General features: G+C 30.2%; 20 protein-coding genes. 6 read left to right on the top strand and 14 right to left on the bottom strand.

Going from position 1 to position 23,591, the window contains the following annotated elements; translation table 11 throughout:
- Positions 1-5 precede the first annotated feature (5 nt).
- Entirely contained in the window at positions 6-1,004 is a 999-nt protein-coding gene (locus G9F72_RS04550) for a LacI family DNA-binding transcriptional regulator (protein ID WP_164959354.1), read from the top strand.
- Between the two features lie 465 nt (positions 1,005-1,469).
- On the opposite strand, the gene G9F72_RS04545 is transcribed toward G9F72_RS04550, so the two are convergent.
- Positions 1,470-3,251 (bottom strand): ABC transporter ATP-binding protein, encoded by a 1,782-nt coding sequence (locus G9F72_RS04545; RefSeq protein WP_164959353.1) that lies wholly within the window; start codon positions 3,249-3,251, stop codon positions 1,470-1,472.
- Entirely contained in the window at positions 3,248-4,978 is a 1,731-nt protein-coding gene (locus tag G9F72_RS04540; protein ID WP_164959352.1) for an ABC transporter ATP-binding protein, read from the bottom strand. The genes G9F72_RS04545 and G9F72_RS04540 overlap by 4 nt, the downstream gene beginning before the upstream one ends.
- A 108-nt stretch (positions 4,979-5,086) precedes the next feature.
- Between G9F72_RS04540 and G9F72_RS04535 the strand changes: the two genes are divergently transcribed.
- Entirely contained in the window at positions 5,087-5,917 is an 831-nt protein-coding gene (locus tag G9F72_RS04535; protein WP_164959351.1) for a MerR family transcriptional regulator, read from the top strand.
- Between the two features lie 25 nt (positions 5,918-5,942).
- On the opposite strand, the gene G9F72_RS04530 is transcribed toward G9F72_RS04535, so the two are convergent.
- From G9F72_RS04530 to G9F72_RS04505, 6 genes are all read right to left on the bottom strand, one after another.
- Positions 5,943-6,179 (bottom strand): GyrI-like domain-containing protein, encoded by a 237-nt coding sequence (locus tag G9F72_RS04530; RefSeq protein ID WP_224675956.1) that lies wholly within the window; start codon positions 6,177-6,179, stop codon positions 5,943-5,945.
- Positions 6,180-7,413: 1,234 nt separating this feature from the next.
- Positions 7,414-7,851: a hypothetical protein gene (locus G9F72_RS04525; RefSeq protein ID WP_164959349.1), complete on the bottom strand. Its 438-nt coding sequence runs from the start codon at positions 7,849-7,851 to the stop codon at positions 7,414-7,416.
- 396 nt (positions 7,852-8,247) lie between these two features.
- Positions 8,248-8,889: an ABC-2 transporter permease gene (locus G9F72_RS04520; protein WP_164959348.1), complete on the bottom strand. Its 642-nt coding sequence runs from the start codon at positions 8,887-8,889 to the stop codon at positions 8,248-8,250.
- A complete protein-coding gene (locus G9F72_RS04515; protein WP_164959347.1) occupies positions 8,889-9,749 on the bottom strand; it encodes an ABC transporter ATP-binding protein in 861 nt (286 codons plus the stop codon). Before G9F72_RS04515 ends, G9F72_RS04520 begins: the two co-directional genes overlap by 1 nt.
- A complete protein-coding gene (locus G9F72_RS04510) occupies positions 9,746-10,126 on the bottom strand; it encodes a GntR family transcriptional regulator (protein WP_164959346.1) in 381 nt (126 codons plus the stop codon). The genes G9F72_RS04515 and G9F72_RS04510 overlap by 4 nt, the downstream gene beginning before the upstream one ends.
- Positions 10,127-10,646: 520 nt before the next feature.
- A complete protein-coding gene (locus G9F72_RS04505; protein WP_164959345.1) occupies positions 10,647-10,868 on the bottom strand; it encodes a hypothetical protein in 222 nt (73 codons plus the stop codon).
- Positions 10,869-11,034: 166 nt separating this feature from the next.
- On the opposite strand from G9F72_RS04505, the gene G9F72_RS04500 reads away from it, so the two are divergent.
- The 4 genes from G9F72_RS04500 (at position 11,035) to G9F72_RS04485 (ending at position 15,320) form a co-directional block, all read left to right on the top strand.
- The gene (locus G9F72_RS04500) at positions 11,035-11,847 is read left to right on the top strand and encodes an alpha/beta fold hydrolase (RefSeq protein ID WP_164959344.1); all 813 of its coding nucleotides are present in this window, start codon (positions 11,035-11,037) and stop codon (positions 11,845-11,847) included.
- 334 nt (positions 11,848-12,181) lie between these two features.
- Complete coding sequence (locus G9F72_RS04495; RefSeq protein WP_164959343.1) at positions 12,182-12,637, top strand: hypothetical protein; 456 nt, start codon at positions 12,182-12,184, stop codon at positions 12,635-12,637.
- A gap of 118 nt (positions 12,638-12,755) precedes the next feature.
- A complete protein-coding gene (locus G9F72_RS04490) occupies positions 12,756-14,705 on the top strand; it encodes a DUF2207 domain-containing protein (RefSeq protein WP_164959342.1) in 1,950 nt (649 codons plus the stop codon).
- Between the two features lie 72 nt (positions 14,706-14,777).
- Entirely contained in the window at positions 14,778-15,320 is a 543-nt protein-coding gene (locus tag G9F72_RS04485; RefSeq protein ID WP_187356105.1) for a LemA family protein, read from the top strand.
- A 256-nt stretch (positions 15,321-15,576) separates the two neighbouring features.
- Here G9F72_RS04485 and G9F72_RS04480 read toward each other — a convergent pair whose 3' ends face one another.
- The 6 genes from G9F72_RS04480 to G9F72_RS04455 form a co-directional block, all read right to left on the bottom strand.
- Positions 15,577-17,565: an ABC transporter permease gene (locus G9F72_RS04480; protein WP_164959340.1), complete on the bottom strand. Its 1,989-nt coding sequence runs from the start codon at positions 17,563-17,565 to the stop codon at positions 15,577-15,579.
- Positions 17,555-18,319 carry an ABC transporter ATP-binding protein gene (locus G9F72_RS04475; protein ID WP_164959339.1) on the bottom strand — a complete coding sequence of 255 codons (765 nt, stop codon included), beginning with the start codon at positions 18,317-18,319 and terminating at the stop codon, positions 17,555-17,557. The genes G9F72_RS04480 and G9F72_RS04475 overlap by 11 nt, the downstream gene beginning before the upstream one ends.
- 104 nt (positions 18,320-18,423) lie before the next feature.
- Positions 18,424-19,449 carry a sensor histidine kinase gene (locus G9F72_RS04470; protein ID WP_164959375.1) on the bottom strand — a complete coding sequence of 342 codons (1,026 nt, stop codon included), beginning with the start codon at positions 19,447-19,449 and terminating at the stop codon, positions 18,424-18,426.
- Between the two features lie 9 nt (positions 19,450-19,458).
- The gene (locus tag G9F72_RS04465) at positions 19,459-20,154 is read right to left on the bottom strand and encodes a response regulator transcription factor (RefSeq protein ID WP_164959338.1); all 696 of its coding nucleotides are present in this window, start codon (positions 20,152-20,154) and stop codon (positions 19,459-19,461) included.
- A gap of 687 nt (positions 20,155-20,841) precedes the next feature.
- Positions 20,842-21,183, bottom strand: coding sequence for a hypothetical protein (locus G9F72_RS04460; RefSeq protein ID WP_164959337.1), 342 nt, complete (start codon positions 21,181-21,183; stop codon positions 20,842-20,844).
- Between the two features lie 41 nt (positions 21,184-21,224).
- The gene (locus G9F72_RS04455; RefSeq protein ID WP_164959336.1) at positions 21,225-23,591 is read right to left on the bottom strand and encodes an ABC transporter permease; all 2,367 of its coding nucleotides are present in this window, start codon (positions 23,589-23,591) and stop codon (positions 21,225-21,227) included.

Below are 23,591 nucleotides of genomic sequence, written 5' to 3'. Positions count from 1 at the left end.
TTAAAATGGCTACAATAAAAGAAATAGCTGAGATGGCCGAGGTATCCACGGCTACGGTATCCAGGGTTTTAAATTATGATGAATCACTGAATGCATCAGAAGCTACAAGAAAAAAGATTTTTGCAATTGCTCAGGAACTAGAGTATGTTACTACTAGGGAAAGAAGAAGCAAAAAACAAATCTGTCAAGTATGTATCGTAAAAGGGTATTCAGAACAAGAAGAATTGGATGATCCGTATTATTTTTCTATAAGACTTTCTATTGAAAAAAGCTTAAGAGAAGAGAATATAGAATATATAGTAATTTCGAAGGACAGGCTGTTTGATGAGCGATTAAATAAAGTGGATGGAATACTGGCTGTAGGGAGTTTTACCACTGAGGAAATTAAGAACTTTAAAGATATGAATGGCAACATAGTTTTTGTGGACAGTAATCCACAGGATGAAGCCTTTGATAGTGTAGTAATAAATATGGGTAAAGTAGTTAAAAAGGTGCTTGATTATTTAATTTCTCTTGGTCATAAAGAGATAGGGTACATTGGCGGAGAAGATTACCTCATTGGAGAAAACATCCATTTGCCTGATTATAGAGAGTCTTGGTATCGTAAGTATATGAGTGAATTTGGCTTTCTTAATGAAGAATTTATAAGGGTAGGGAGATTTACACCAATTAGTGGATATGAGCTCATGAAGGATATTTTGGATACGGGGAAATATCCTAGTGCCTTTTTCATAGCAAATGATTCAATGGCAATAGGTGCATACAAAGCTATAATGGAGAAGGGGCTTAGCATTCCTGAGGATATCAGTATAGTAGGCTGTAATGATATCCCTACTGCTCAATTTATAGTTCCAGCTTTGACAACTATAAAAATCTATATTAATTTTATGGGAGAAACAGCAGTTGATCTTTTGGTTGAAAGAATTAAATACGAAAGAAAAATTAGTAAAATAATTGTAATACCTACAGAATTGATACTTAGAGATAGCTGCAAAAAACTATAATCGAATATTTTGTTGACAGTAAATATAATCACTATAGCAACTTAGATTTTAAGCCGCTATAGTGATTTTGCTATATTATATAAATAATTGTGGTGTTGCTCTTTTGATATTAACGTATAAAATTAGTTCTAGCTCTAGGCTCTTTTTCTAGTATTGTAATACCTGGCTCTTTACCTGAATTAATGCATTTTCATCATCCCTTTCGGTTTCATGTCTTTATAATACTCTTAACCTTTAAAGATAATGTTGTGTTAATTCTAAAGATTTTCTAAACATTCATATCTAAATTTTTTACTTTGTAAGTATGTCATTTGACTATGGGTCAAAGTTCTATCAACTAGGATAATAGATGCATTGTTCTTTGCTGCGTAGTAAAAACGTCACAAACTTTTATTGTTTGTGACGCCTAATATAAATGTTCCGACATAAGTAGAAATTTTTTTTAATAAACCTAGCATTTCTAATTCAATTTGCTACCTGATTCCCAAATTGACTATTATAAAGTTTTTCATAGAAACCACCCTTTTTCATTAACTCATTATGGGTTCCCTGTTCTATAATATCTCCTTGATCTATAACTAATATTAAATCCGCATTACGAATAGTTGAAAGTCTATGTGCAATAACAAAGCTAGTTCTTCCTTTCATTATATTCCTCATAGCTTTTTGAAGTAATATTTCTAATCTAGTGTCAACTGAACTAGTTGCTTCATCTAATATTAATATTGCAGGATTTGATATTATAGCTCTTGCTATAGTCAAAAGTTGTTTCTCTCCTTGAGATATGTTAGAAGCCTCTTCATTCAGAAACATGTTGTACCCATCTGGAAGAGTTTTAATAAAGTGATGTACGTTAGCTATTTTAGCTGCTTCAATAATTTCTTCCTTGCTAGCTCCAAATCTACCATACTCAATATTTTCATAAATTGTTCCATTATATAGCCAAGTATCCTGAAGAACCATACCGAATATAGAACGTAAATCTTTACGTTTCATATCTCTAGTATCCACTCCATCTATCTTTATAGCTCCCCCTTGAATATCGTAAAATCTCATTAATAAATTTATTAATGTTGTTTTACCTGCTCCTGTTGGACCTACTATAGCAATCATCTGACCACTTTTTATCTCTGCACTTAAGTCCTCAATTAAAATCTCATCATCATTATATCCAAATTTGACATGCTCGAAAGTAACATTTCCAATCGGATCTTCTAATTTTATAAAATCAACTTTATCTGGAATTTCCTCCTTTTCATCTAATATTTCAAATACACGTTCAATTGCTGCAAAGGCTGATTGTATTGCAGCAGATAATTGTGTTACTTGAGAAATCGGTTGATTTATTTGCCAAATATAACGAATAGACGCTTGAAGATTACCCACTGTCATTATTCCATTTATAGCATATATTGCGCCAAGAATTCCAATAACTGCAACTCCTAAATAGCTTACTAATGAAACTAATGGAGACATTATACTTGATATAAATTGCGCCTTAAATCCGGTATTAAAAAGTTCTTCATTAATATTTTCAAAATCTTTTATAGCATCTTCTTGCTTTCCATATAGTTTTATTTCATTAAAGCCAGTATATATTTCTTGCACTTTACCATTCAATTTCCCCAAAGCACTTTGCTGCTTATAAAATAGATTTTGTGATTTACTAACTATATATTTTAACACTAAATAGCTTATAGGTATTATAAGTATGGCTAAAAATGCAAGTCTTGTATTAATTGTAAACATCATCGCAATAGCTAGAGTTAGTGACAATATTGAATTTATAACTTGGCTAAAACTCTGTTGAAGTGCATTTGAAATAGCATCTATATCATTTGTTATACGGCTCATCACATCCCCATAGCTATTTTTATCAAAATAACTTATAGGTAATTTTCTAATTTTACTTTGAACAGCGTTTCTTAAATCTTTCATAGTATTTTGAATAGCATTAGTTAATAATAAATTTGCTAAATATGTGGATAATGTTCCAAATACATAGATAAAAGCCAATACTCCTAATACTCTTAAAATATAATTAAAGTTAACTGAAGCTCCTTTTGCACCTTTTGCTATATTCATAACATCTTTGGCAAGACTAGTTGTAATTAATCCTTCTATTTTTGGAGCAATAGCCGTAAAGGTAGCAGCTACAACTATAAATAAAATTGCAGCAATAAATATGGTTCTATATACTTTTACAAAAGGAGATATTCTTCTTATAGTATCCTTTAACTTTTTCATTGTTCCAGTTCCTCCTTTGTAAGTTGAGATGATGCAATTTCATAATAGATTTCACAGGTTTTTAGTAATTCTTTATGGGTTCCTATTCCTACTATCTCTCCTTCATTCAATACTATAATTTTATTAGCATCAATTATAGACCCTATCCTCTGTGCAACTATTAAAAATACGGACTCTCTAGTTTCGTCCTTTAACTTTTCTCTAAGAATTGCATCTGTTTTAAAATCTAGAGCGGAAAAGCTATCATCAAAAATATAAATTTCAGGTTTTCTAACTAATGCTCTTGCAATAGATAATCTTTGCTTCTGCCCTCCTGACATATTAGATCCACCTTCACTTATTATTTCTTTAAATTTTTTAGGTTTACTATTAATAAAGTCATAAGCCTGAGCTACCTTAGCAGAATGTTCAAGCTCCCTTTTATCTGCATTATTTTTACCAAATTTAATATTAGTGCCTATACTACCAGTAAACAACAAAGTCTTCTGAGGTATAAATCCCATTTTTCCACGTAGTGCCTTTAAATCATAATCTCTTACATCTACTCCATCTATCTTTATGCTACCTTCTGTAACATCGTAAAATCTTGGAATTAAATTAATTAATGTACTTTTCCCACAGCCTGTACTTCCTATAAATGCTACTTTTTCTCCTTTTACTGCTGTAAAGGATATATCTCTTAAAACCGGGACTTCTCCATCTGGATAAGTAAAGGTAACATTATCAAACTCTACAATACCCTTAATAGCTGTATCTTTAACACCATCTTTAGGATTTTTAATAATAGGCTCTTCATCTAATATCTCCTGAATTCTATCAGCTGAAATTTGTGCTTTTGGATACATGATAAACACCATTGAAAAAAGCATAATAGAGAACATTGCATGGAATAAATATTCTATAAACGCTACCAGTTGTCCAACCTGTAGTGTTCCTAAATTTATCATTTTGCTAGAAATCCAAAAGATAGCTAACATAGCTAAATTCAATAACAAAAAGAAAGTTGGTTGAGAGATTGCCATAAGCTTATATAACTTCTTAGATATATTTGTATAGTCATTATTAATTTCTTCAAATCTTTGTTTTTCATGCTCATCATTGCCAAAGGCCCTTATTACTCTCGTTCCAGTTAAATTTTCTCTTGAAATCCTATTTAATTTATCTAATTTTTTCTGTTGTTTTTCTGATATTGGATAAGATATCTTAGCTATAATAATTACCCCAAGCACTATGAATGGTACCGTTATTGCTAATACCGCAGACAACTGCACGCTCGTTCTTATAATCATCACTAAACTTACAATAAACATAACTGGTGTAAGTAATGCTATTCTTAAGAGCGTGGTTGTAAACTGTCCTAATTGAAAAACATCATTGGTTGTTCTGGTAATCATTGACGATATTCCAAACTTATTATATTCACTATGTGAAAATTCTTGAGATTTTTTAAAAATATCGTTTCTTATATCTCTAATCATACTAGTAGAGATTTTTGAAGAACAGTATCCTAATAGTATTGTACCCATGACTCCAATTATAGAAATTACTACTATTATGATGCCCATATATTTTGTATATTCTATATCCTTATTAGCTATTCCCTTGTCAATCACTCTAGACATTATTGTTGGAATGCCGAGCTCCACTAATGCAAATCCAAAAATTGATATTACATTCAGTACTAGAAGCAGTTTATATTTTTTTATATATTTTAATATTAATTTCATTCCTTCTATTTACTCCTTTTTTAAGTATTCTTGAAATATTATTGCAATAACATTATAATATAAGTATAAAGTATACAGTTACCGTATAGTCAAGAGGAGAAATTAGCTATGAATGAAGAATTTAATAAATATTTTAATACTGGAGATTTTGCGAAGTTATGTAATGTAAAGAAACAAACTCTTTTCCATTACGATGATATTGGCATTTTTTCCCCTGAAATAAGAGATGATAACGGATATAGATATTATTCCTATCAACAATTTGATGTTTTTAATGTCATTACTATTTTAAAAGAAACAAATATGTCTTTGAAAGAGATTAAAGCTTATCTTGATAATAGGAGTCCCAGTACATTAATTGAGTTATTTAAAAAGAAAGTATTGCATATAGATATTGAAATAGAAAATCTAAAAAGAATACGTAAACTTATGGAAACAAAAATTTCTATAACAGAAAACGCGTGTATAATAGATTATTCTAAGATTAGTTTAGAATATTTTGATGAGGAATATCTAGTTCTTAGTAATTCAATTGAAAATGTAAGCCATAAAGATTATTTTAAAATTGTATCAGAGCATATGAATTATTGCACTTTAAATAATCTTAATGCTGGACATTCTATTGGAGCGATGATTAGTAAGGAGAATATATTAAAAGGAGTAGCTGAAAATTATTCCTTTTTTTATACAAAGCTATATTCTAATAATGATATTCCTTTTACTTTTACTAAACCAAAAGGACTCTATTGTGTAGCGTATCACGAGGGAGACTATAACACTATCGACAAAACCTATAATAAAATACTACAATTTTTAAAAAACTCTAATATAGCTATAGGAAAATATTCTTATGAAGAATTTCTTTTAGATGAAGTAACAGTAAAAGGCTACGACAATTATTTAACTGAAATTTTAGTTGAAGTTGAAATCTCTATTTAAGTAAAACCACGTATTTCTTTTTCTCTTAAAAGCTCAGGTTCAAATAAAAGTCCTTTCCCTGTCTTTTATCTTCACCACTACGAATGAGCTCCTCCAGACATGGGCGACTTTCATCAACAGCATATTCATTACTTTCTTTCAACAATCGCATTAATATTTGCCAAGAATCATATACTTCGTTTGTGCTGTTTAGCGATGCATATAAACCGCCTGGCAATCTTTTTTCCTCAAGATGTTCGGGTAAAATAACTTGCTCTAGCACACTAACGCCAGCGGACCATCCGTATTCCGAACTGCCCGGACTATATTCAGTTGTGTTGAAGTGTTTTTTGTGGAAATGAGTTGAAATGCCAGTGTTTCTTCCATCTGCACAAGGGATTGAGAAGCATTTTCAATATATGATATAGCGAATGGACGGTATATACCCGTCAATTGAGCAAAATATTTCCTTATTTAATTATGCGCTTAATTTTAACACTATTCTAAAACATAACATAATTTTTATGGTTTTCTTAATAAATCTTAAGATTTATTTGTATAGATATTTAATAATTCCCCTGTACAATGATACTTGTAAACTAGTTCCCTCAGATGTTATTTGTTTCTTTTCCACTTTAACTGGAATTAGTTTCAATAAATATGTTTTAATAATATTTTTAGCTGATACACCTATTATTCTTTTATATACCTTTTTAGGAATTAGTATGAAATATTCCATATATGTATTTCTTGTTATAGTCGTTGGTATCATTCTAATTAGCTATTTTAATTTTAAAAAATGGAACAATCAAATTAATTAAAAAATTAAGAGAACCTTGCATTAAGAGGTTGTCTTAATTTTTATTAGGTTTTATGGTTCCACTAGTGCAACAATATATAGTGTAGTAGAAACGGCTAAAGCAAATGGGTTAGTGGTAGAAAAGTATTTAGTGTATTTAATGGATGTATTTTGTAATTTAGAAAATAAGGACAAAGATACGCTGTTAAAATATATGCCTTGATCCAAGGAATTACCTGAAATTGTAAAACTTCAAAATAAGAATCTTCATGGTAAAAAAGATTAAAATAAAATCCAGTAGAAAAGCACTTACTGCTTACTGCTGGATTTAGTTTATCAAACAATTTCCTAAAAAAACATACGGAGAATTTTTTACGCTTACTAAGGAATAAATACTAATCTTATTATTTATAAAAAGCTTAAGAATTCTTAAGTTTTTTCCAAAGTGAAATTTAATATTTAGCATTTATACTAAAACTATAAATCGATTTTTAAGAACTTAACAACGCTAAATTGTTCATGATTATAAGTAAAAGGAGAAATTTCACTATGAAGTTTATAAAATTTTTAATAGATATGCTAAGTCACCAAGGACTGTAGGAGCTATAGCACCTAGTTCAGAAGGACTTGCAGATCGAAAACCCTTCTTATTGGCAGATAGACTGGTTGAGCCGCACTTTGGGCCACTTCTTCATATTTTACTACTTAGAAATATGATTTAATTTACCTTATTATCATTATCTATATTATTACTTTCCACATTTTCTTTTTCTTTTAGTTTATCATATCTATTCTGATATTTGCCCCACTCAATTAGAGGAGTTATCAAACAATAGATACCATCACTTATTAGCATAGCAACAACCAATATTTGTCTTTGTTCATATCCACTTACGCTAAATGTGTTCCATAAAAAAATTATACTAATTATGCCCATTATAAAAGTCTTTATAATAATGTTTTCAAGGTAATACCTTAGCATGCCTTTCTGTTGTGTTTTTTTCCAAGATTTAATGAAATTTTCATCATCATTCCAAAATTGCCTTGATAATTTGCTTGGCTTTATTTTATTTGTAGTAATTAAATATTGTAAGATTAGAGCTATAACCAAAATTGTAACAAATATAACAATAATTATTATTTCCACTATTTCCATAGCATTTCCCCCTTAATAGTCTTATAGACTAATGTACGATCAATAATACTATGTTGTATGCATCGTGTTTTTAGAATCTATACACTTTCCACGATAAATTATAACACATTCTCCATATTTTACAAATAACATACCTTGTTGAAATAAAGAAAACAATATTGCACTGGGTTCCCCTAGGTGCAGCATTGCTATTTTTATCGATAATCTAAGAGCTACAAAGCCCATATTTAAGCTAAAGTATTGATTTTTCCGGTTATGTTTTTTTTTTGTCATTTCCTTTAAAGTGCTTATAAGTCAAATACACAAAGGGAAACAGCACACATAATATTACTACTGGGGTTGGTAAAGCTTGCATAGGTATCGCTCCTTTCTCAAAATGAATAAGTTATACAGCAGTTACAGCAATTCTTTCTTTGAATAAATTTTTATAGATACGTTCATAGAAATAAAGAGAATAGCAATTATAGCCACAATGGGTATCAGGTACTGGACAAACATAGGCAGTGCAGACAATCCCGTGAAATCGATTTTGATATTGGCTTTCATTAAAAAAGGTATTACAAATGGAGTTCCCATGATTACTATGATGAAAAAATACTTTGTTTTTTCAAAGCCCAATTTATATTGCACCGGTGCATATACGCCAAATAGGATTACTGAAATCAGCAGAGCAATAAGGTAGCTGGCTGGAGTAAGATATTCAATTTTGACAAAGATCAGTGCTAATACGTTGTATGCCACGCAGCAATAAGCAAAGATCAATAGGAGAAAAGCATATCTTGCTTTTACAAGAGTACTGCGAGAGTATGGCGTAGCACATAGCAGAGCTTCTGCTTTAGGGTATTTCATTTCTGCCATCACAACATATTGGTACAACATAAACACATCATAAATTACAGATATCACAAAAGCACTAAGCCCCAAAAGTTGGGATACTTGTATCATTATTATAACGGGCATAACAAATGGTAAAATCACAAAAAGTGGCAAATATTTTTTTACAAGTAAGAAGTCTTTTTTAACAAGATGTAACAGCATTATTTTCCCCCTCCTTCGACATAGCCCAGCATAATGTCTTCTATGCTAGGTCTTTCAACCAAAATGTCTTTCATGCTTTTTTGAACTTGAGATAATTTATTGGTGATACCAATAAATCCAAATCCTGATTCTTGAATATTTAAGAATAGTTTTCTTGTTTCAACATTCAAATCCTTTTTATCACCTTTTACTAATCGATGGGAATCAATCAATGTATCCTTTTCTTCCTCGAACAAAATTTTGCCATTGTTGATAAGAACTATCATATCTGCAACTTTATCAAGATCTGAAGTGATGTGCGTTGAAAAGAAAACGCTTTTGCCACCTTGTTTCATATAATCTGTCAAGATATTCATGAATTGGCTTCGGATTAAGGGATCAAGTCCACTTGTAGGTTCGTCCATAATAAGTAAGTCTGCCTGATGGGAAAGTGCCATAGTCAATGCGAACTTCATACGCATACCTTTTGAAAGTGTTGCAATCTTTTGGCGAGGACTTAGTGAAAAACGTTCCATATAGGTTTTGTAATCCCGTTCATTCCAACTGGAATATGCTGGTGCAATAATGCTTTTCATTTCTTTCATTGTCAATTCGTCATAAAAACAGCCTTCATCCAGCACAACTCCAATACGGTTTTTTAACTCATGCTCATGCTTGTCTATATCCTTTCCAAAGATTTTGATAGTACCAGTATTTCTCAGTGCAAGGCCAAGAATGGTCCGTATAGTGGTTGTTTTACCTGCGCCGTTGATACCTATAAAACCTGTAATACAATCTTCCTGTAAAGAAAAATTAAGATCAGAAAGGGCAAATTTCTCATAAGATTTATTTAATCCTGATACTTCTAATACATTGCTCATTGTTCATCCTCCTCATATAAAATATTCATCATTGCATTTAATTCCTCTTTAGAAATTTTTAACGTCTTTGCTGTTTGAATTAGGTCCTGCATTTTTTGTTCAACAATACGCCGTTTAGAGTCACGAAGCAGCTCTAAATTACCAGCAGAAATAAAAGTGCCAATGCCAACTTGACTTGTAATAAAGCCCTCTTGCTCTAATTCATTGTAGACACGACGAATAGTAAGAACGCTTACTTTCAAATCATTGGCAAAATTTCTGATAGATGGAAGCGGATCACCCTCAGACATCTCACCTTTAAAAATAATGTCTTTTAGTTGGTCTTTTATTTGTTGGTATAGGGGTATATTAGATATATTTGAAATTAAAATCTTCATATCACTTTATCACCTTCCTTGAATTAGTGTGTATCTGTTTAATACACACTATACACTTAAGGCACTGCTTTTGTCAAGATGTTAAAGGAATACGAACCCAAAAATGGTTAAATAAATATGTTGCTTTAAATTTATAATTTATTAGATTAAAATACACAAAACCTATTGCTCCAATTTAATAAACATAATGAATACATCAATAGTCTATGCTCTATATCAATCCTTACTGTGACATTAACTACTAGTACTTACTAGTACTTACTACTACTATATCTATTGTGCAATATCATCACATAAAAAAGAGAAGGCTTAGTTACCCTCTCATTGCTTAGTTAAATTTCAGTTAAATTTAATACAATTCTAACTCTTCATCGTCTATCTAGTAGGCCCTTAAACAGTTACCTTCTATAAAGTTAACCGTCCTTACTATATCGTGGCCAGTTTCTGTAAAATTGTCATACCCATTATGGCTGATTTACATTTTGAAAATTAGAATGTCAACAAAGTGGCCTTCTAATGATTACTTAATTTCAATTATCTTTACAATATAGTTAAAGTCATTTTTTAAAGTGTTTTTAATAGACTGTGCGTAAGAAATATGCATAGTTTGAAATGCTTCATCAATTGAATCAGTTGTATCAAGGATTGGTTTTCCAAACTGGTTTTTTTGAATATTAGTTGGTTCGGTTTTTATATATTTTCCGTCTGGCAACTGGATTTTACAGGGAATTAAAACATTCACATTAACTCCACCTTTAATTTTACTTTAATTCCATTATATCACAAAATAGTGTTTATAATTAAAGTTATGGAATAATTAAATAAATAAAAAATCGGCTCAGTGATTCACACATTTGTGCTCAAGTGAATAACCTATTAACATAGCATTAATTTATTGGAGGTTATAAGTGGGGTACTATATTAAAGTAGAACCTAATATAAAAATTTATGTAGAGGATGTTAACCCTGAGGGCAATAAGACAATCTTGTTTTTACACGGTTGGCCTGGAAGTCATAAGCTGTTTGAATATCAATTTGACCAGCTTCCGAAGATGGGATATAGGTGCATCGGAATAGATACAAGAGGATTCGGTGAATCAGATAAGCCTTGGAATGGCTACGACTTTGATAGGTTGTCAGACGATGTTAGATGTGTAATTGATGCACTAAAATTACATGATATTACACTGGTAGGACATTCAAATGGAGGAGCAATCGCCGTTAGATACATGGCTCGCCATAAAGGCTATGGGGTATCAAAGCTCGCTCTTATTGCTGCAGTTGCACCCAGCCTTATCAAGCGTCCTAATTTCCCTTATGGTTTAGACAAGGAAACTGTTCTAAAGCTTATTCAAGGGACATATACTGATCGTCCTAAAATGCTTCAGGGTTTTGGAGATATGTTTTTCTTCCAACATATAACTGAGCCATTTTCAGAATGGTTCTTCCAATTGGGATTACAGGCAGCAGGGTGGTCAACTGCGGCCATTGCAAATACTTGGATAAATGAAGTGCTATTTTCTGATCTAGGAACAATAAATGTTCCTACTTTAATTATTCATGGCATTCATGACAAAATTGTCCCATTTACACTAGGTGAAATACAAAAACAAGCTATTAAAAATTCAAAACTTATACCATTTGAATTTAGTGGTCACGGAGTGTTCTATGACCAAAAAGATAAATTCAATGAAGAATTAACAAGATTTATTGAAGAATAAAGTTTTTGCTATGTAGAGCGTCTTAATAAAATATTGAAAGCTAATAATTAATTTAAATACTGTATTATTCATTTAAAGAAATGAATAATATGGTATTTTTTATGTCGCAATGCAAAAATATTTGAGGAAGTAAAATGAATTTTACTGACGGTTTGAAATTAAAGGTATGAATAACGGTCTTTGAAAATTGAATAATAAGGTATTTAATAACATAGAAATATAGTGATGTATAAATATGTATAATATGCTATAATTTCTATACAGTTAGGTCGATTTAGTTGTAAAAAAGTGCGAGGTCTAACGATTATTTTTATCATGCGAATGGGGGGATTTAATGCTGGATTATTTGGGTTTTTCATGGAAAGGGGTTATAGTCTTTTTATTGCCAATGATACCAAATATATTCTATTTTTTAATTCCTGCTTCAGATGTATCATCAACCAATGTAAATACCCATCTAATTTTAGATGTTTTGGAGCACGGAAGTCAGGCAATATTTATCTTTCTACTTATATTTGTTACAAGAAAACAAACTTCTGAAATTCTATGTCAGTATACAATTGGTATGGCAATAATTTTAATTTGTTATTATGCGCTATGGATATTCTGTTTTACAGGCAAGGCAAATTTGGGTATTCTTTTGGGAATGGCCGTTATTCCAGTAGTATATTTTATACTTGCTGAGATGTGGCTTCATAATTATCTGGCTATTATACCAACAGTTATTTTTGGTGTTTTGCATGTCATTATTACGTATATGGATTTTTCAATTAAAATATTAAACCAATGAACATAATATTAAGTCGAGTTAAATCGCTATATTCCTAGTAAGACGTCACAAAATTAAAACCGAATAATCCCTTAAAATACCGTATTGTTTATAATAATATTATAGGGAGGTATAAGTTATGAAAAAAGGGTTCACAATAATTTTTACTAGAATGTTTTTGGTTATTATTCTCTTTACTCTCACTACATTAAATAAACATGTAAATGCTTCAGAAAATAGAACCTATAATTTATCTGCGTATGATATCAATGTGATATTAAATAAGGACGGTTCAGCTAACTTTGAAGAGCGGCTTACTTATAATTTCGATGGTAAGTTTAATGGAGTTACTAGAGATGTTGATTTTTCTCTTACAAAAGGCTTAAAAGATAAAAAAATTTATGTAATGGAAAATGGTAATTTGAAAGAAGTTCAGCTAAATTCCAGTAATTCTCTTGATGATACAGGTAATCCAGGTACTTATAACTTTATAGAGGAAGGAACCTTGGCACGATTCAAAATTTTTGAGGTTTCAGAAAATCAAGAAAAAACATTTATTGTAAAATACAAGTTAATTGATGCTGTTACAAAATATAAGGATACAGCAGAGTTTAACAGGAAGGTAATTGGCACTGAGTGGCAAACTAGATTAGATAACATCAAGATAAAAATAACACTGCCCCTGGGTGCTACGAAAGAAGAACTTAAAGTCTTTGCTCATGGTCCGCTTATAGGCGAATCTTCCATATTAGATAGCAGTAATGTAGAATTTACTGTACCTACAGTGTCACCGGGTACTTTTATAGAAACCTTGGTTTTATTTCCTGTAAAGCTTGTTCCTGGATCAAGTAATATAGTAGATGAAAATGCACTACCTAGAATAATGTCTAATGAAGCTACCCTTGCAAATAAAGCAAATATAGCAAGAGAGGAAGCAAGGCAGGACGTAAAACAGCAGGTTGAAATGCAAGCTAAGCGAGATATTAATGTAGCACAGCGTAAATCTGTAGGTAGTCCTCTAGCAATAATTCTCATACTGTTATGGTTTCCAGTAATTATTTATATATATCAAAAATATGATAAAGAGCTTAAACCAAACTTTGAAGGTAAGTACTACAGGGAACTTCCAGGCGAGTATACGCCAGCAGAAATGAGTGTTTTGATGTCTTTTGGCACAGTAAATACTAGAGATGTAATGGCTACCCTTATGGATCTTACAAGAAAGAAGCAACTGTTAATTTCTCAAAATAAGGTTAGTAAAAAGGGTTTCTTTAATAGTAAGGAAATAAATCAATATATGATTACATTAAATGAAAAAGCACCATCAATAACTTTGAAAAAGCACGAAGAGTTTTTGATAAGCTGGTTTATAGGTAAAATAGGAAATGGAAATTATGTCGTCCTTGATGAAATAAAGGATTATGTTAAAAAGAAGAGTAAAGCACTAGAATTTAAGGCTGATTACGATAAATGGGTTACATTTGTACGGGAGGAAGCTGATAAAAATACTTTTTTTGACCAAACCTGTAAAAATGGAACCACACTTGGAGTATTAGCAGGATTTGCTTATTTATTAATTGGAGCAGCTATTACACTACTATTGTTTGCTCCAATTGCTGTAGCTCTTATAATTCAGGGTGTTATACTAGTTGTTTTCGGAGTATTAATAAAAAGAAGAACAGCATATGGAAATGAGCAGTATGCAATGTGGCAGTCCTTCAAAAACTTTTTAAAGGACTTCAGCAGATTAGATAAAGCTGAAATCCCTTCTATTATACTATGGGAGCACTATCTTGTTTACGCCGTTTCTCTAGGCGTCGCAAAGGAAGTTATAAAGCAACTTCCTATTGTTTTCAGGGATGAGGATTTAAACAATAATCAGCTCACCTATATGTATGGAGCAAGCTATGGTTACTTTGGTGGCTTTGGTGCAATGTTTGATGATACTATTCATACCGTGGAGGGTGCAATTTCCACAGCACAAAGCGTTGCAAGTTCTCAAGATTCATCATCTTCAGGCGGCGGTGGTGGCTTTAGTGGCGGTAGCTCCGGTGGAGGCGGCGGTGGTGGTGGCGGTGGTGCATTCTAATGCATTCATGCATTCTGATGGATTCGCGCATTTTGATATCCCATAATTTTTTAAAACAAAGGAGTGATTTTTATGTTAATTCCAATAATTATAATATCCGGACTAGTACTAATGCTGATTGCTCTTTATAATAGCCTTATAGGCAAGCGTAATAAGGTGAGGAATTCATGGAGCCAAATTGATGTACAGCTAAAAAGGAGATTTGATCTTATCCCTAACCTAGTTGAAATTGTAAAAGGCTATGCTAATCATGAACGTAGCACCTTTGAAGCAGTAACCTCAGCCAGGACTAACTATCTTTCCTCTAATACACCAGATGATATGATGAAGGCTAATGGAGAGTTAACACAGGTACTTGGAAAATTGTTTGCTGTAGCAGAGGCCTATCCAGAACTTAAGGCAAATACAAATTTTCTTGAACTTCAGGGCGAATTATCAAAAACAGAGGATAAAATTAGCTATGCAAGACAATTTTACAACGATGTAGCTATGGATTACAATAACTCTGTACAAATGTTTCCGTCAAGCCTTGTGGCAAGCATGTTTAATTTCAAGGAAGAACCTTTCTTCAATGTGGACGCGGAAGAAAAAGCTACACCACAGATTAAGTTTTAGCAAGAACTCAGGTAATTATAAAGTTTTGTATAATCAACAGGAAAAGCTATGCCAGTATTAGTTGGTCATAGCTTTTCTTATTTTAAGGCTATTTGATATTTTTCTTTTACCATATCTCCTAAAAATAAATTATAGGATTTTTTATATATTTCCTATAATTTAATATTAAACACCATAGCTTAGCTAATTCTCAGCTATTTATTAAGAATTTATTAAGAATTTATTAAGCATTTTTTTAATACATCTTTAATCTCTATCAATCTATAACTTCACTGAAATATTTTTTTCTCGTAATGAAATAGAATATAGTCTGAAGCAAAAGATAAAGTAGTACAACTATCATTGAATCTACTAATAGTTTTTTATATAAGGCAAAATTCACAAATAGTACTGCAATATATCCAATACCTAGTGAACTTCCTAGTATAACAGGTAGGAAGAAAATCGGCTTTAATTCCTTCGATATTACCTTTTTCATCTCAGAATCTGTAATGCCTATTTTGAAAAGTTTTTTATATCTTATTTTTGTATCCTCTAGATCTGTATAAATCTTAAAATATAATACTACTCCACTTGACAGGAAAAATAAACTTCCAATAAAGCACATTACAAAAAGATAAAATCCATATTGTTCAAGAGCTCTCTCATACATCATAAGTTTTGATACTGGCTTAAGTGGCTCTAAATCTTTAAATTCCCCTGTGCTATTTGGTTTCCACAAGTTGTCCCCTTCTGAGACGCCATTAGATTTTTTCAACTTGCTCATAAGGCTGGTACAAATATTTTCTGTGTTCTTCCAATCCTTAAAATTAAGCAAATGAAATTTACATATTTCGTTATCTTTTAAAAGATTGTTATAATCATCATCATCAAGTATTATTCCAAATATAGTGTCATATCTTGAGTTAGCATCATAATTCACCAATGAACCATATATTTCCTTTTGAAAATCAAATTTGTATGTCTTATGGTTTTTTGAATCTTGTATATTTATTACTTCATTTTCTTCATACCATGGATTTACTTCTTCATTCTGCTTTGATGTAATAGCATGTCCTTTTTCTACATCTATTTTTTTAAATAATAATTTATTTACTTCTTTTTCAGAGTATATTGTAATTTTTCTAGTAAATAGTTCATATTCTCCGGTATTATTTTTTTTATAAAGCTCCATTTGTACAAAATCTACAGTTTTACTTTCCTCAAGTGATGTGTTTTTATTATTTAAAATCACATTTAATTCTCCATCAGATAATTTATTCTCCATGGAAGTTTCAACATACATAATATCATAAGGATATCGATCCTTTATAAAATCATTAGTGCTAATATAAAAACTAAAGGTTAATCCTATAAAGAATATGGCTGCACCACTTAATATAGATACAACATAAAGTACTTTCTTATATTGATTAAACTTATGATTTATCTCTGTTATACTAATAATGTTTTTATAATATCCACTCTTTCTCTTTCTTGAAAAATGAATAATCAAACTTCCAAACTGTGATATGCAAAGATATAATCCTACAAGGCACATAAATATATATACAGTTATTATAGAAAGCTGATTTTTAAATATAACCCCTGTAAGTGTTAGATGCAATAATATAAAAGAAGCTACCACCGAAGCCATTCCTAATAATCCTACAATGGGATGGTTCAATTTATTTATTTCTGCTTTTCTACTATTTTTTAAAAGTTCTATAATCTCTATCTTATTTGTATAAATTTTAGTTAAGAACAACACAATTATATATATTAATAAAAACAGACCTATACTTAAAGCATAGCTATTATAATTTAGAATATAATTAATTCCTTTCAATTGAAGTATTTTGGTAACTACCATAAAAAACAATTTTGAAAAAATAGTACCAGCTATCAACCCAAATATTAGAGATATTAAAATTATAAAACTATTTTCAACCTTTATAACTTTGTTTATATCCTTTTTCGTCATACCTAAGGTTAAAAATAACCCAAATTCTCTATTACGTGATTTCATAAAGGAGGAATGGGCATAGCTTATAAAGAAAAAGCTGAATGTACCTATAACTATAAGTGCAACCTTCATCATATCGTAAATAGGATTATTTATAAGTTTTTTCGCGAGCTCATTATTAAATAGTAATGTGCTATACATAAATAAAACCATTATAGAAAAGCTACTGCATAGAAAATATGCAAAATACCTTCTAAAGTTAAATTTAAAATTCTTTACTGCAACATCCCTAAATGTCATTTCTATCACCGCCTACTATGGCCTGACAGTCTAGTATTCTATCAAAAAATTCTTTTCTATCTCCTTTTCTCACAATTTCCATATTTATATTTCCATCTTTGATAAAGATAATTCTTTTACAAAAACTTGCTGCAAAAGGATCATGAGTTACCATTAAAATAGTACTATTTCTTTCTTCATTAATCTTCTCAAGGCATTTCATAACATTATTTGATGATTTAGAATCTAAATTTCCTGTAGGCTCATCTGCTAATATAATATCAGGTTCATTTACCAGCGCTCTGCTTGCAGCTACCCTTTGCTGCTGACCACCGGAGATATTATATGGGTACTTATCACATATATCATATATTTCAAAGAATTCCATGATTTCTTTTGTCTTCGCTTCCATAATATCTACTTTCTTTTTATCCAATATCATTGGAAGCATTACATTTTCCTTTAATGTTAAACTATCCATAAGATTAAATTCTTGAAATACAAACCCTAATTTCTTTCTTCTAAAAATTGCTAACTCATCCTTACTTAAAGCTTCAATATTTTTATCCATGATTTTAACAGTGCCTGAGGTAGGTTTGTCTATTCCACCTAAAATATTTAAAAGAGTAGTCTTACCACTTCCTGAAGGTCCCATTACCCCTACAAATTCGCCACTTTCAATTCTCATATCCACTCCATTTAAAGCATATGTAGAACTTCCATCATTTTTACCCCCATAGATTTTAATGAGCTGTTTAGTTTGTAATACTATCATATTTCTCCCCCTACTTGTTTCTTGAAGATGCTTTAAATCCTCTTTACAATAGTAATTATATTTTATTTATATAAAGTGAGAAATGCATTTATATTACCGTAACCTTACAGTTTTGAAAGGTATTTTATTTGAAGCACAGTTCCATTTCCTTCTTCTGATTCTATTAATATTTCATGCCCTAATTTTTCTGATATAACCTTGCATATATATAGTCCTATACCTGTAGACTGTTTATATTTCCTCCCGTTTTCTCCTGTGAAAAAAGCTTCAAAAACTCTATTAATATCATAATATGGTATACCTACGCCATCATCCTTTATAGTAAGAACTATATATTTCTTTTGTTTTTCAATATGAAAATACACATACTTACTTCCTTTTTTGCCCTCATTACAGGTTCTACTATACTTGATAGCATTTGAAATAATTTGCCCAATCATAACCTCATTCCATTTAGCATCCGTTAAAATCTTTTCCGAGTTACACACGCAAAGTACTTTTGGGAAAACGTTATTATGAATGAATTGACTCTTTCTTTCATTAATCACCTTTTTTAATGAATCATATAAATTCACAGTCTCTGGTACATAATCCATTGAAAAGTCTTCTAAACGCATCATATTAAGTATCTGATCTAAACCATTTAAAAGTTTAGTATTTTCTTCTCTTATTTCTTCAATGAGTTTTAAATCAGTTTGATCTTTATACATAAGCTTCTGAATTATTATTTCTATGACAGACACAGGGGTTTTCATGTTGTGCACCCACTGTGAAAAGAATTTATTGTTAACCTTATTTTCTTCCTTCATTTCATTAATAATATTTATATAATTTGAATGTATTGAATTTATAACTTCACTAATTGTTTTATGCTCATTTGTTTCTGTAACCATATCAGAATTCACATTTTCCATTGCCCTTTTAATGTTTACATTAAATCTATAGTATCTGTAAAAGTCAAAGCTAATATATATCATATATACAAAAATCGAAAGAAGTATAGGATATAGCACATCCACTTTTTTATCTACATAAAGAAGGAAAAACAACGTTATTAATAAAGTATTAGTAAAATAAACAACTGTAATGAGTAGCTTGTCCTTAATAAAATTATCAACTATATCTTTCATGCGGCACATCTATGTACCCACTGCATTAGAATCAAATATATATCCAATGCCTCTTTTTGTTTTAATTACAGTTTCTATACCAATTTCCTTTAGTTTATTCTTAACTCTTGTTACATTTACAGTTAATGTATTATCGTCTACAAAAATGCTGTCATCCCAGAGAATCTCTAGTAGTTCTTCTCTTTTTACTATTTTATCTTTGTTTTCTATAAGCTCTTTTAGAAGTTTAAGTTCATTTTTGCTAAGCTCTAACTCTTGCTCTTTATAAATCATTTTGAAATTGCTTTCATCTAATAATAATCCATTTACATTAATGATATCATTTTTATTTTCTGCATATTCTCCTGAGGTTCTTCTAAAGCATGCCCTTATCTTAACAAGTAGCAGCTGAAGGCTAAGAGGTTTTGCTATATAATCATCTGCACCTAATTCAATGCCCATTATTTGCTCTGTCTCCGCTATTCTAGCTGATATAATTATTATTGGAATTTTAGATTTTTTTCTGAAAATACGGCAAAAATAAAAGCCATCATAGTAAGGCAAGTTTATATCTAAAAGAACCAAATCTGGATTTACATTGTCAAATTGATTATCTATTTCTTTATAGTCATCTACTATAACAACTTCATAATCATATCTCTCAAGGTATTCTTTTATATGGTCCTTTAATTTTTCATCATCTTCAACAAGGAAAATCTTGTACATATTAAATCTCTCCTAAAAATAATTTTAATTTTTACCCTCAATATTTTAGTATCAAGCTATTTTTATTAAGTAATAATGTATAATCATTTATCCTTAAATTATACCAACTTTGGTGTATATTTTCAATTAATGTTATACAAGCTTTGCCAGCACTTGTTATATGGCATGCACATAATCATTCATATATTTGTAAGAACTGTTGGCATACCTTCTCCATTTCAATACTTAAAGACTTTATAAGTCCACATAAGTGGTTAAAATGTCCAAAGTGTAAAAAATGGGCATGGCAAAAGGAAATAAAGAATAAAGTGATGAAATAATTCATATCTTTCTTATAAAGCGTCACAACTACTAAAACCGAATAATCCATTAACACATCGTATTATTCATAACTTAATTTTCGCAACGAGACAAAGTCCAAATTCAGATATATTTAGCTTTAAAGTAATCACTGTACCTTATTATATAAGGCTTCTACAATATCACCCTGGACTATATAAATACAAGCTTGGTAAAAACAGTAAATAAACTCTAGTCTAATGGACATAGGATCACCATTAATATAATAAGCCATGAGGAGTATCATAATAATTAACACTCCTCCACTTCTTTCAATTTATTTATTAATAGAATTTTTTAATTGTGCAATGGTCATTCCATCACTAACTAAACGGTATTCACTATGACCTATATATATCCTCTACCATTATCCAAAGTCATTATAACTATTACTTTATCATTATTATAAAATTGTATATACGTATAATCTGAATATGGAATAAGACTTGGTTGTTCTAATGGTCTTTTAATTTTAATTTTACAAATATTTTTTATAATATCCTCCATAGTTTGTTTATCAGTAATTGTATCTGTTATAGTTTCATATTTTATTATCTCAATTTTTGTGACATCAGTAACAGTCTTGCCAATAATACTATTAATAGTTTTTTCTCTATAAACATTTACCATTAATATTATAACGCATAGAATTAAAATGGAAAAAGATACAATCGCTATTCTCTTTTTCAAAAGTTACTACCTCCTCACAGTTTTATAATTTAGTTGTTTCTCTACTCTTCTATAAGCTCTCTAAGATTTATACCTAACAATTTACTAGTAGGAACCCATACCGCAGCAAATACTATTATAATAAACAATAGAATACCAAAAACAGTGTCTTTTGTAGTAATTAAAAATGGAAACTCTACTAACCCTTGTTTTGATAAAGCTAGTTCTATCATTTTAGGTCCTATAGTAAAGCCTAAAATTATGCCTATAAAAGTTGCCAGCGCTGTTAATGCCATTATTCTATTTATTATAGATAGTCTTATTTGTTTTATTGTAAAGCCTAAGGCTTTATATATACCATAGTTTTTTCTTTCCTCGTATACATTTATTAATACAATATTGAAAATATTTATAAAGCTAATTATTATAAAAATTACACCTACCATGAGTATTGGTACACTAATGTTTTTGCCGATATCATTGAATATTTTCCCATTACGGTCTTTAGTTTTTTCAATGCTTATATCATCATATTTATTAGTAAATTCTTTTATAAATTCACTATTGTCAGCCTTCTCTTTAAATACCACTGAATAAACCTTAGTGTCGAAGGTTGGATCCAATTCTATAATTGCAGCCTTTTGTGCCCTATAACCTTCTGCCTCATTAATCATAGCTTGATAAACTCCTGTAATTAAAAAGGTCTTTCTTTTTCCTGCTATAGTCATATCAATATAATCTCCTACAGTTTTTTTAAGCCTTCTACTAGTATTTATAGCTATGGATACCTCATTTTTTTCTTTAGGACTTTTACCACTAATGTTTAACAGCCCTATGCTATCCATATCTCCCTCATAACCAAATCCGCCTATTTGTTTAGCTGGTATACCTCCACTATCTATAGCCTCTGTATAAGAACCTTCAATATAGTAGTAAGGAACTACAGCTTTTATTCTTTTATCGCTTTTTAGTGCATTAAATAATTCCTCATGATTTGTAGAACCTTTGGTGGCACTTCTTACCACTTGATACTCACTACCATCAAATCCCCAATATGCTAAATTATCACTTAGTTTAATAAGTGAATGTCTTATATTTACAGTAAAAGTTATCATAAAAACTGTAACTACCAAAGTAATAAATATAAATACTGATTGCTTCTTATTAGTAACAATTTGTTTTATAGCTAAAATTAAAGATAATGGCAATGCTTTTAAATACATAATATTCATTTTAGGATTTTTCTTATAATTCTTTGCTGGGGAACCATTTCTTATTGCTTCCGCTGGTTTAATTTTTGCTGCCCTTCCAGCAGTTATATAAGAAGTTATTGTTACGGTGCCTACTATAAAAAGAATAGTTATCATTATTTCTGTAATCATACTTTCATTAATATTTACTATACCCACTACTCTTATAAAGGAATAGAGTATGGCATTTATTAATATTTTGCCTAATATTAGGCTTGGCACCACTGCTATTACTGATAAAATAAAAAACTGTCCAGTATATATTGTTTTTATATTCGTATTAGATAAACCTTGTGCTTTTAACACTCCAATAGTTTTATAATCAGAAAATATAGCATTTTTTATAGTAAAACTTATTACTAACATAGTTATTGATAATACTATTATAGATAATACCATCAGTATTGAAGCTATTAACTTAGATAGAAAGGTATAAATAAAATCAATAAAACTATATTGAAGTATCCCACCCTTAAATTTTTCATTTTGACTATTTAAAAAATCACTCCATATTTTCTCTGATTTACTATAATCCTTATATATAACACCTATGGAAATTATATTATTATCCACATCATTGAAAATCTTATCCACTTCTCCACTTTTAATCCACATCCTTGTTGGATTAATCATAGCGGTGCTAAATTGTGGATCTACTACAATAGCACTAACTTTTAAATTTATATCTTTTTTATTAACATTTACTTTTAATATACCGCCTATTTTTATATTTTCTTGGTAGGCTATACCTGTTGGCACCCATACTTCTCCAGCACCAGGTGTTTCCTTCTTATCTCCTTCTACTATTAAAAGCTTATCTTGTACTAAACACTCTTCTCTTTCTGTAAAACTTACTTCATATCTAAAAGGACTTTTATTATAACTTGCTTTTCCACTATAATTATAACCTTTATAAGTTTGAACACTTTTAACGCCTTCATTATTTTCCCACCAAGTTTTCAACTTATTTATATCATAAAAGCTTTCTTTATATCCAATTATATCCTGAGAGGCATTTAGTTTTTGTTGCATCACTATAAAAGGTTGATTAGATTTTGTAAGTATACCTAAAGATATAAAAAACATTACACAGCTTACCATTATTATTAAAGTAATTAAGAAGCTTTGAAGTTTTCTTTTTTTTATATTATTTAGGGTGATAATACATATACTTCTCAT

It is taken from the genome of Clostridium estertheticum (assembly GCF_011065935.2).
Taxonomy (GTDB): Bacteria; Bacillota; Clostridia; order Clostridiales; family Clostridiaceae; genus Clostridium_AD; species Clostridium_AD estertheticum_A.
The sequence above is the reverse complement of the archived record's forward strand: the minus strand, read 5'-3'. Positions and strand labels throughout refer to the sequence as shown.

Excerpts from the sequence above, each read along its gene's own strand:
- G9F72_RS04550 (WP_164959354.1), top strand. The coding sequence starts at position 6 with ATGGCTACAATAAAAGAAATAGCTGAGATGGCCGAGGTATCCACGGCT.
- G9F72_RS04545 (WP_164959353.1), bottom strand. The coding sequence starts at position 3,251 with ATGAAAAAGTTAAAGGATACTATAAGAAGAATATCTCCTTTTGTAAAA.
- G9F72_RS04540 (WP_164959352.1), bottom strand. The coding sequence starts at position 4,978 with ATGAAATTAATATTAAAATATATAAAAAAATATAAACTGCTTCTAGTA.
- G9F72_RS04535 (WP_164959351.1), top strand. The coding sequence starts at position 5,087 with ATGAATGAAGAATTTAATAAATATTTTAATACTGGAGATTTTGCGAAG.
- G9F72_RS04525 (WP_164959349.1), bottom strand. The coding sequence starts at position 7,851 with ATGGAAATAGTGGAAATAATAATTATTGTTATATTTGTTACAATTTTG.
- G9F72_RS04520 (WP_164959348.1), bottom strand. The coding sequence starts at position 8,889 with ATGCTGTTACATCTTGTTAAAAAAGACTTCTTACTTGTAAAAAAATAT.
- G9F72_RS04515 (WP_164959347.1), bottom strand. The coding sequence starts at position 9,749 with ATGAGCAATGTATTAGAAGTATCAGGATTAAATAAATCTTATGAGAAA.
- G9F72_RS04510 (WP_164959346.1), bottom strand. The coding sequence starts at position 10,126 with ATGAAGATTTTAATTTCAAATATATCTAATATACCCCTATACCAACAA.
- G9F72_RS04495 (WP_164959343.1), top strand. The coding sequence starts at position 12,182 with ATGCTGGATTATTTGGGTTTTTCATGGAAAGGGGTTATAGTCTTTTTA.
- G9F72_RS04490 (WP_164959342.1), top strand. The coding sequence starts at position 12,756 with ATGAAAAAAGGGTTCACAATAATTTTTACTAGAATGTTTTTGGTTATT.
- G9F72_RS04485 (WP_187356105.1), top strand. The coding sequence starts at position 14,778 with ATGTTAATTCCAATAATTATAATATCCGGACTAGTACTAATGCTGATT.
- G9F72_RS04480 (WP_164959340.1), bottom strand. The coding sequence starts at position 17,565 with ATGACATTTAGGGATGTTGCAGTAAAGAATTTTAAATTTAACTTTAGA.
- G9F72_RS04475 (WP_164959339.1), bottom strand. The coding sequence starts at position 18,319 with ATGATAGTATTACAAACTAAACAGCTCATTAAAATCTATGGGGGTAAA.
- G9F72_RS04470 (WP_164959375.1), bottom strand. The coding sequence starts at position 19,449 with ATGAAAGATATAGTTGATAATTTTATTAAGGACAAGCTACTCATTACA.
- G9F72_RS04465 (WP_164959338.1), bottom strand. The coding sequence starts at position 20,154 with ATGTACAAGATTTTCCTTGTTGAAGATGATGAAAAATTAAAGGACCAT.
- G9F72_RS04455 (WP_164959336.1), bottom strand. The coding sequence starts at position 23,591 with ATGAGAAGTATATGTATTATCACCCTAAATAATATAAAAAAAAGAAAA.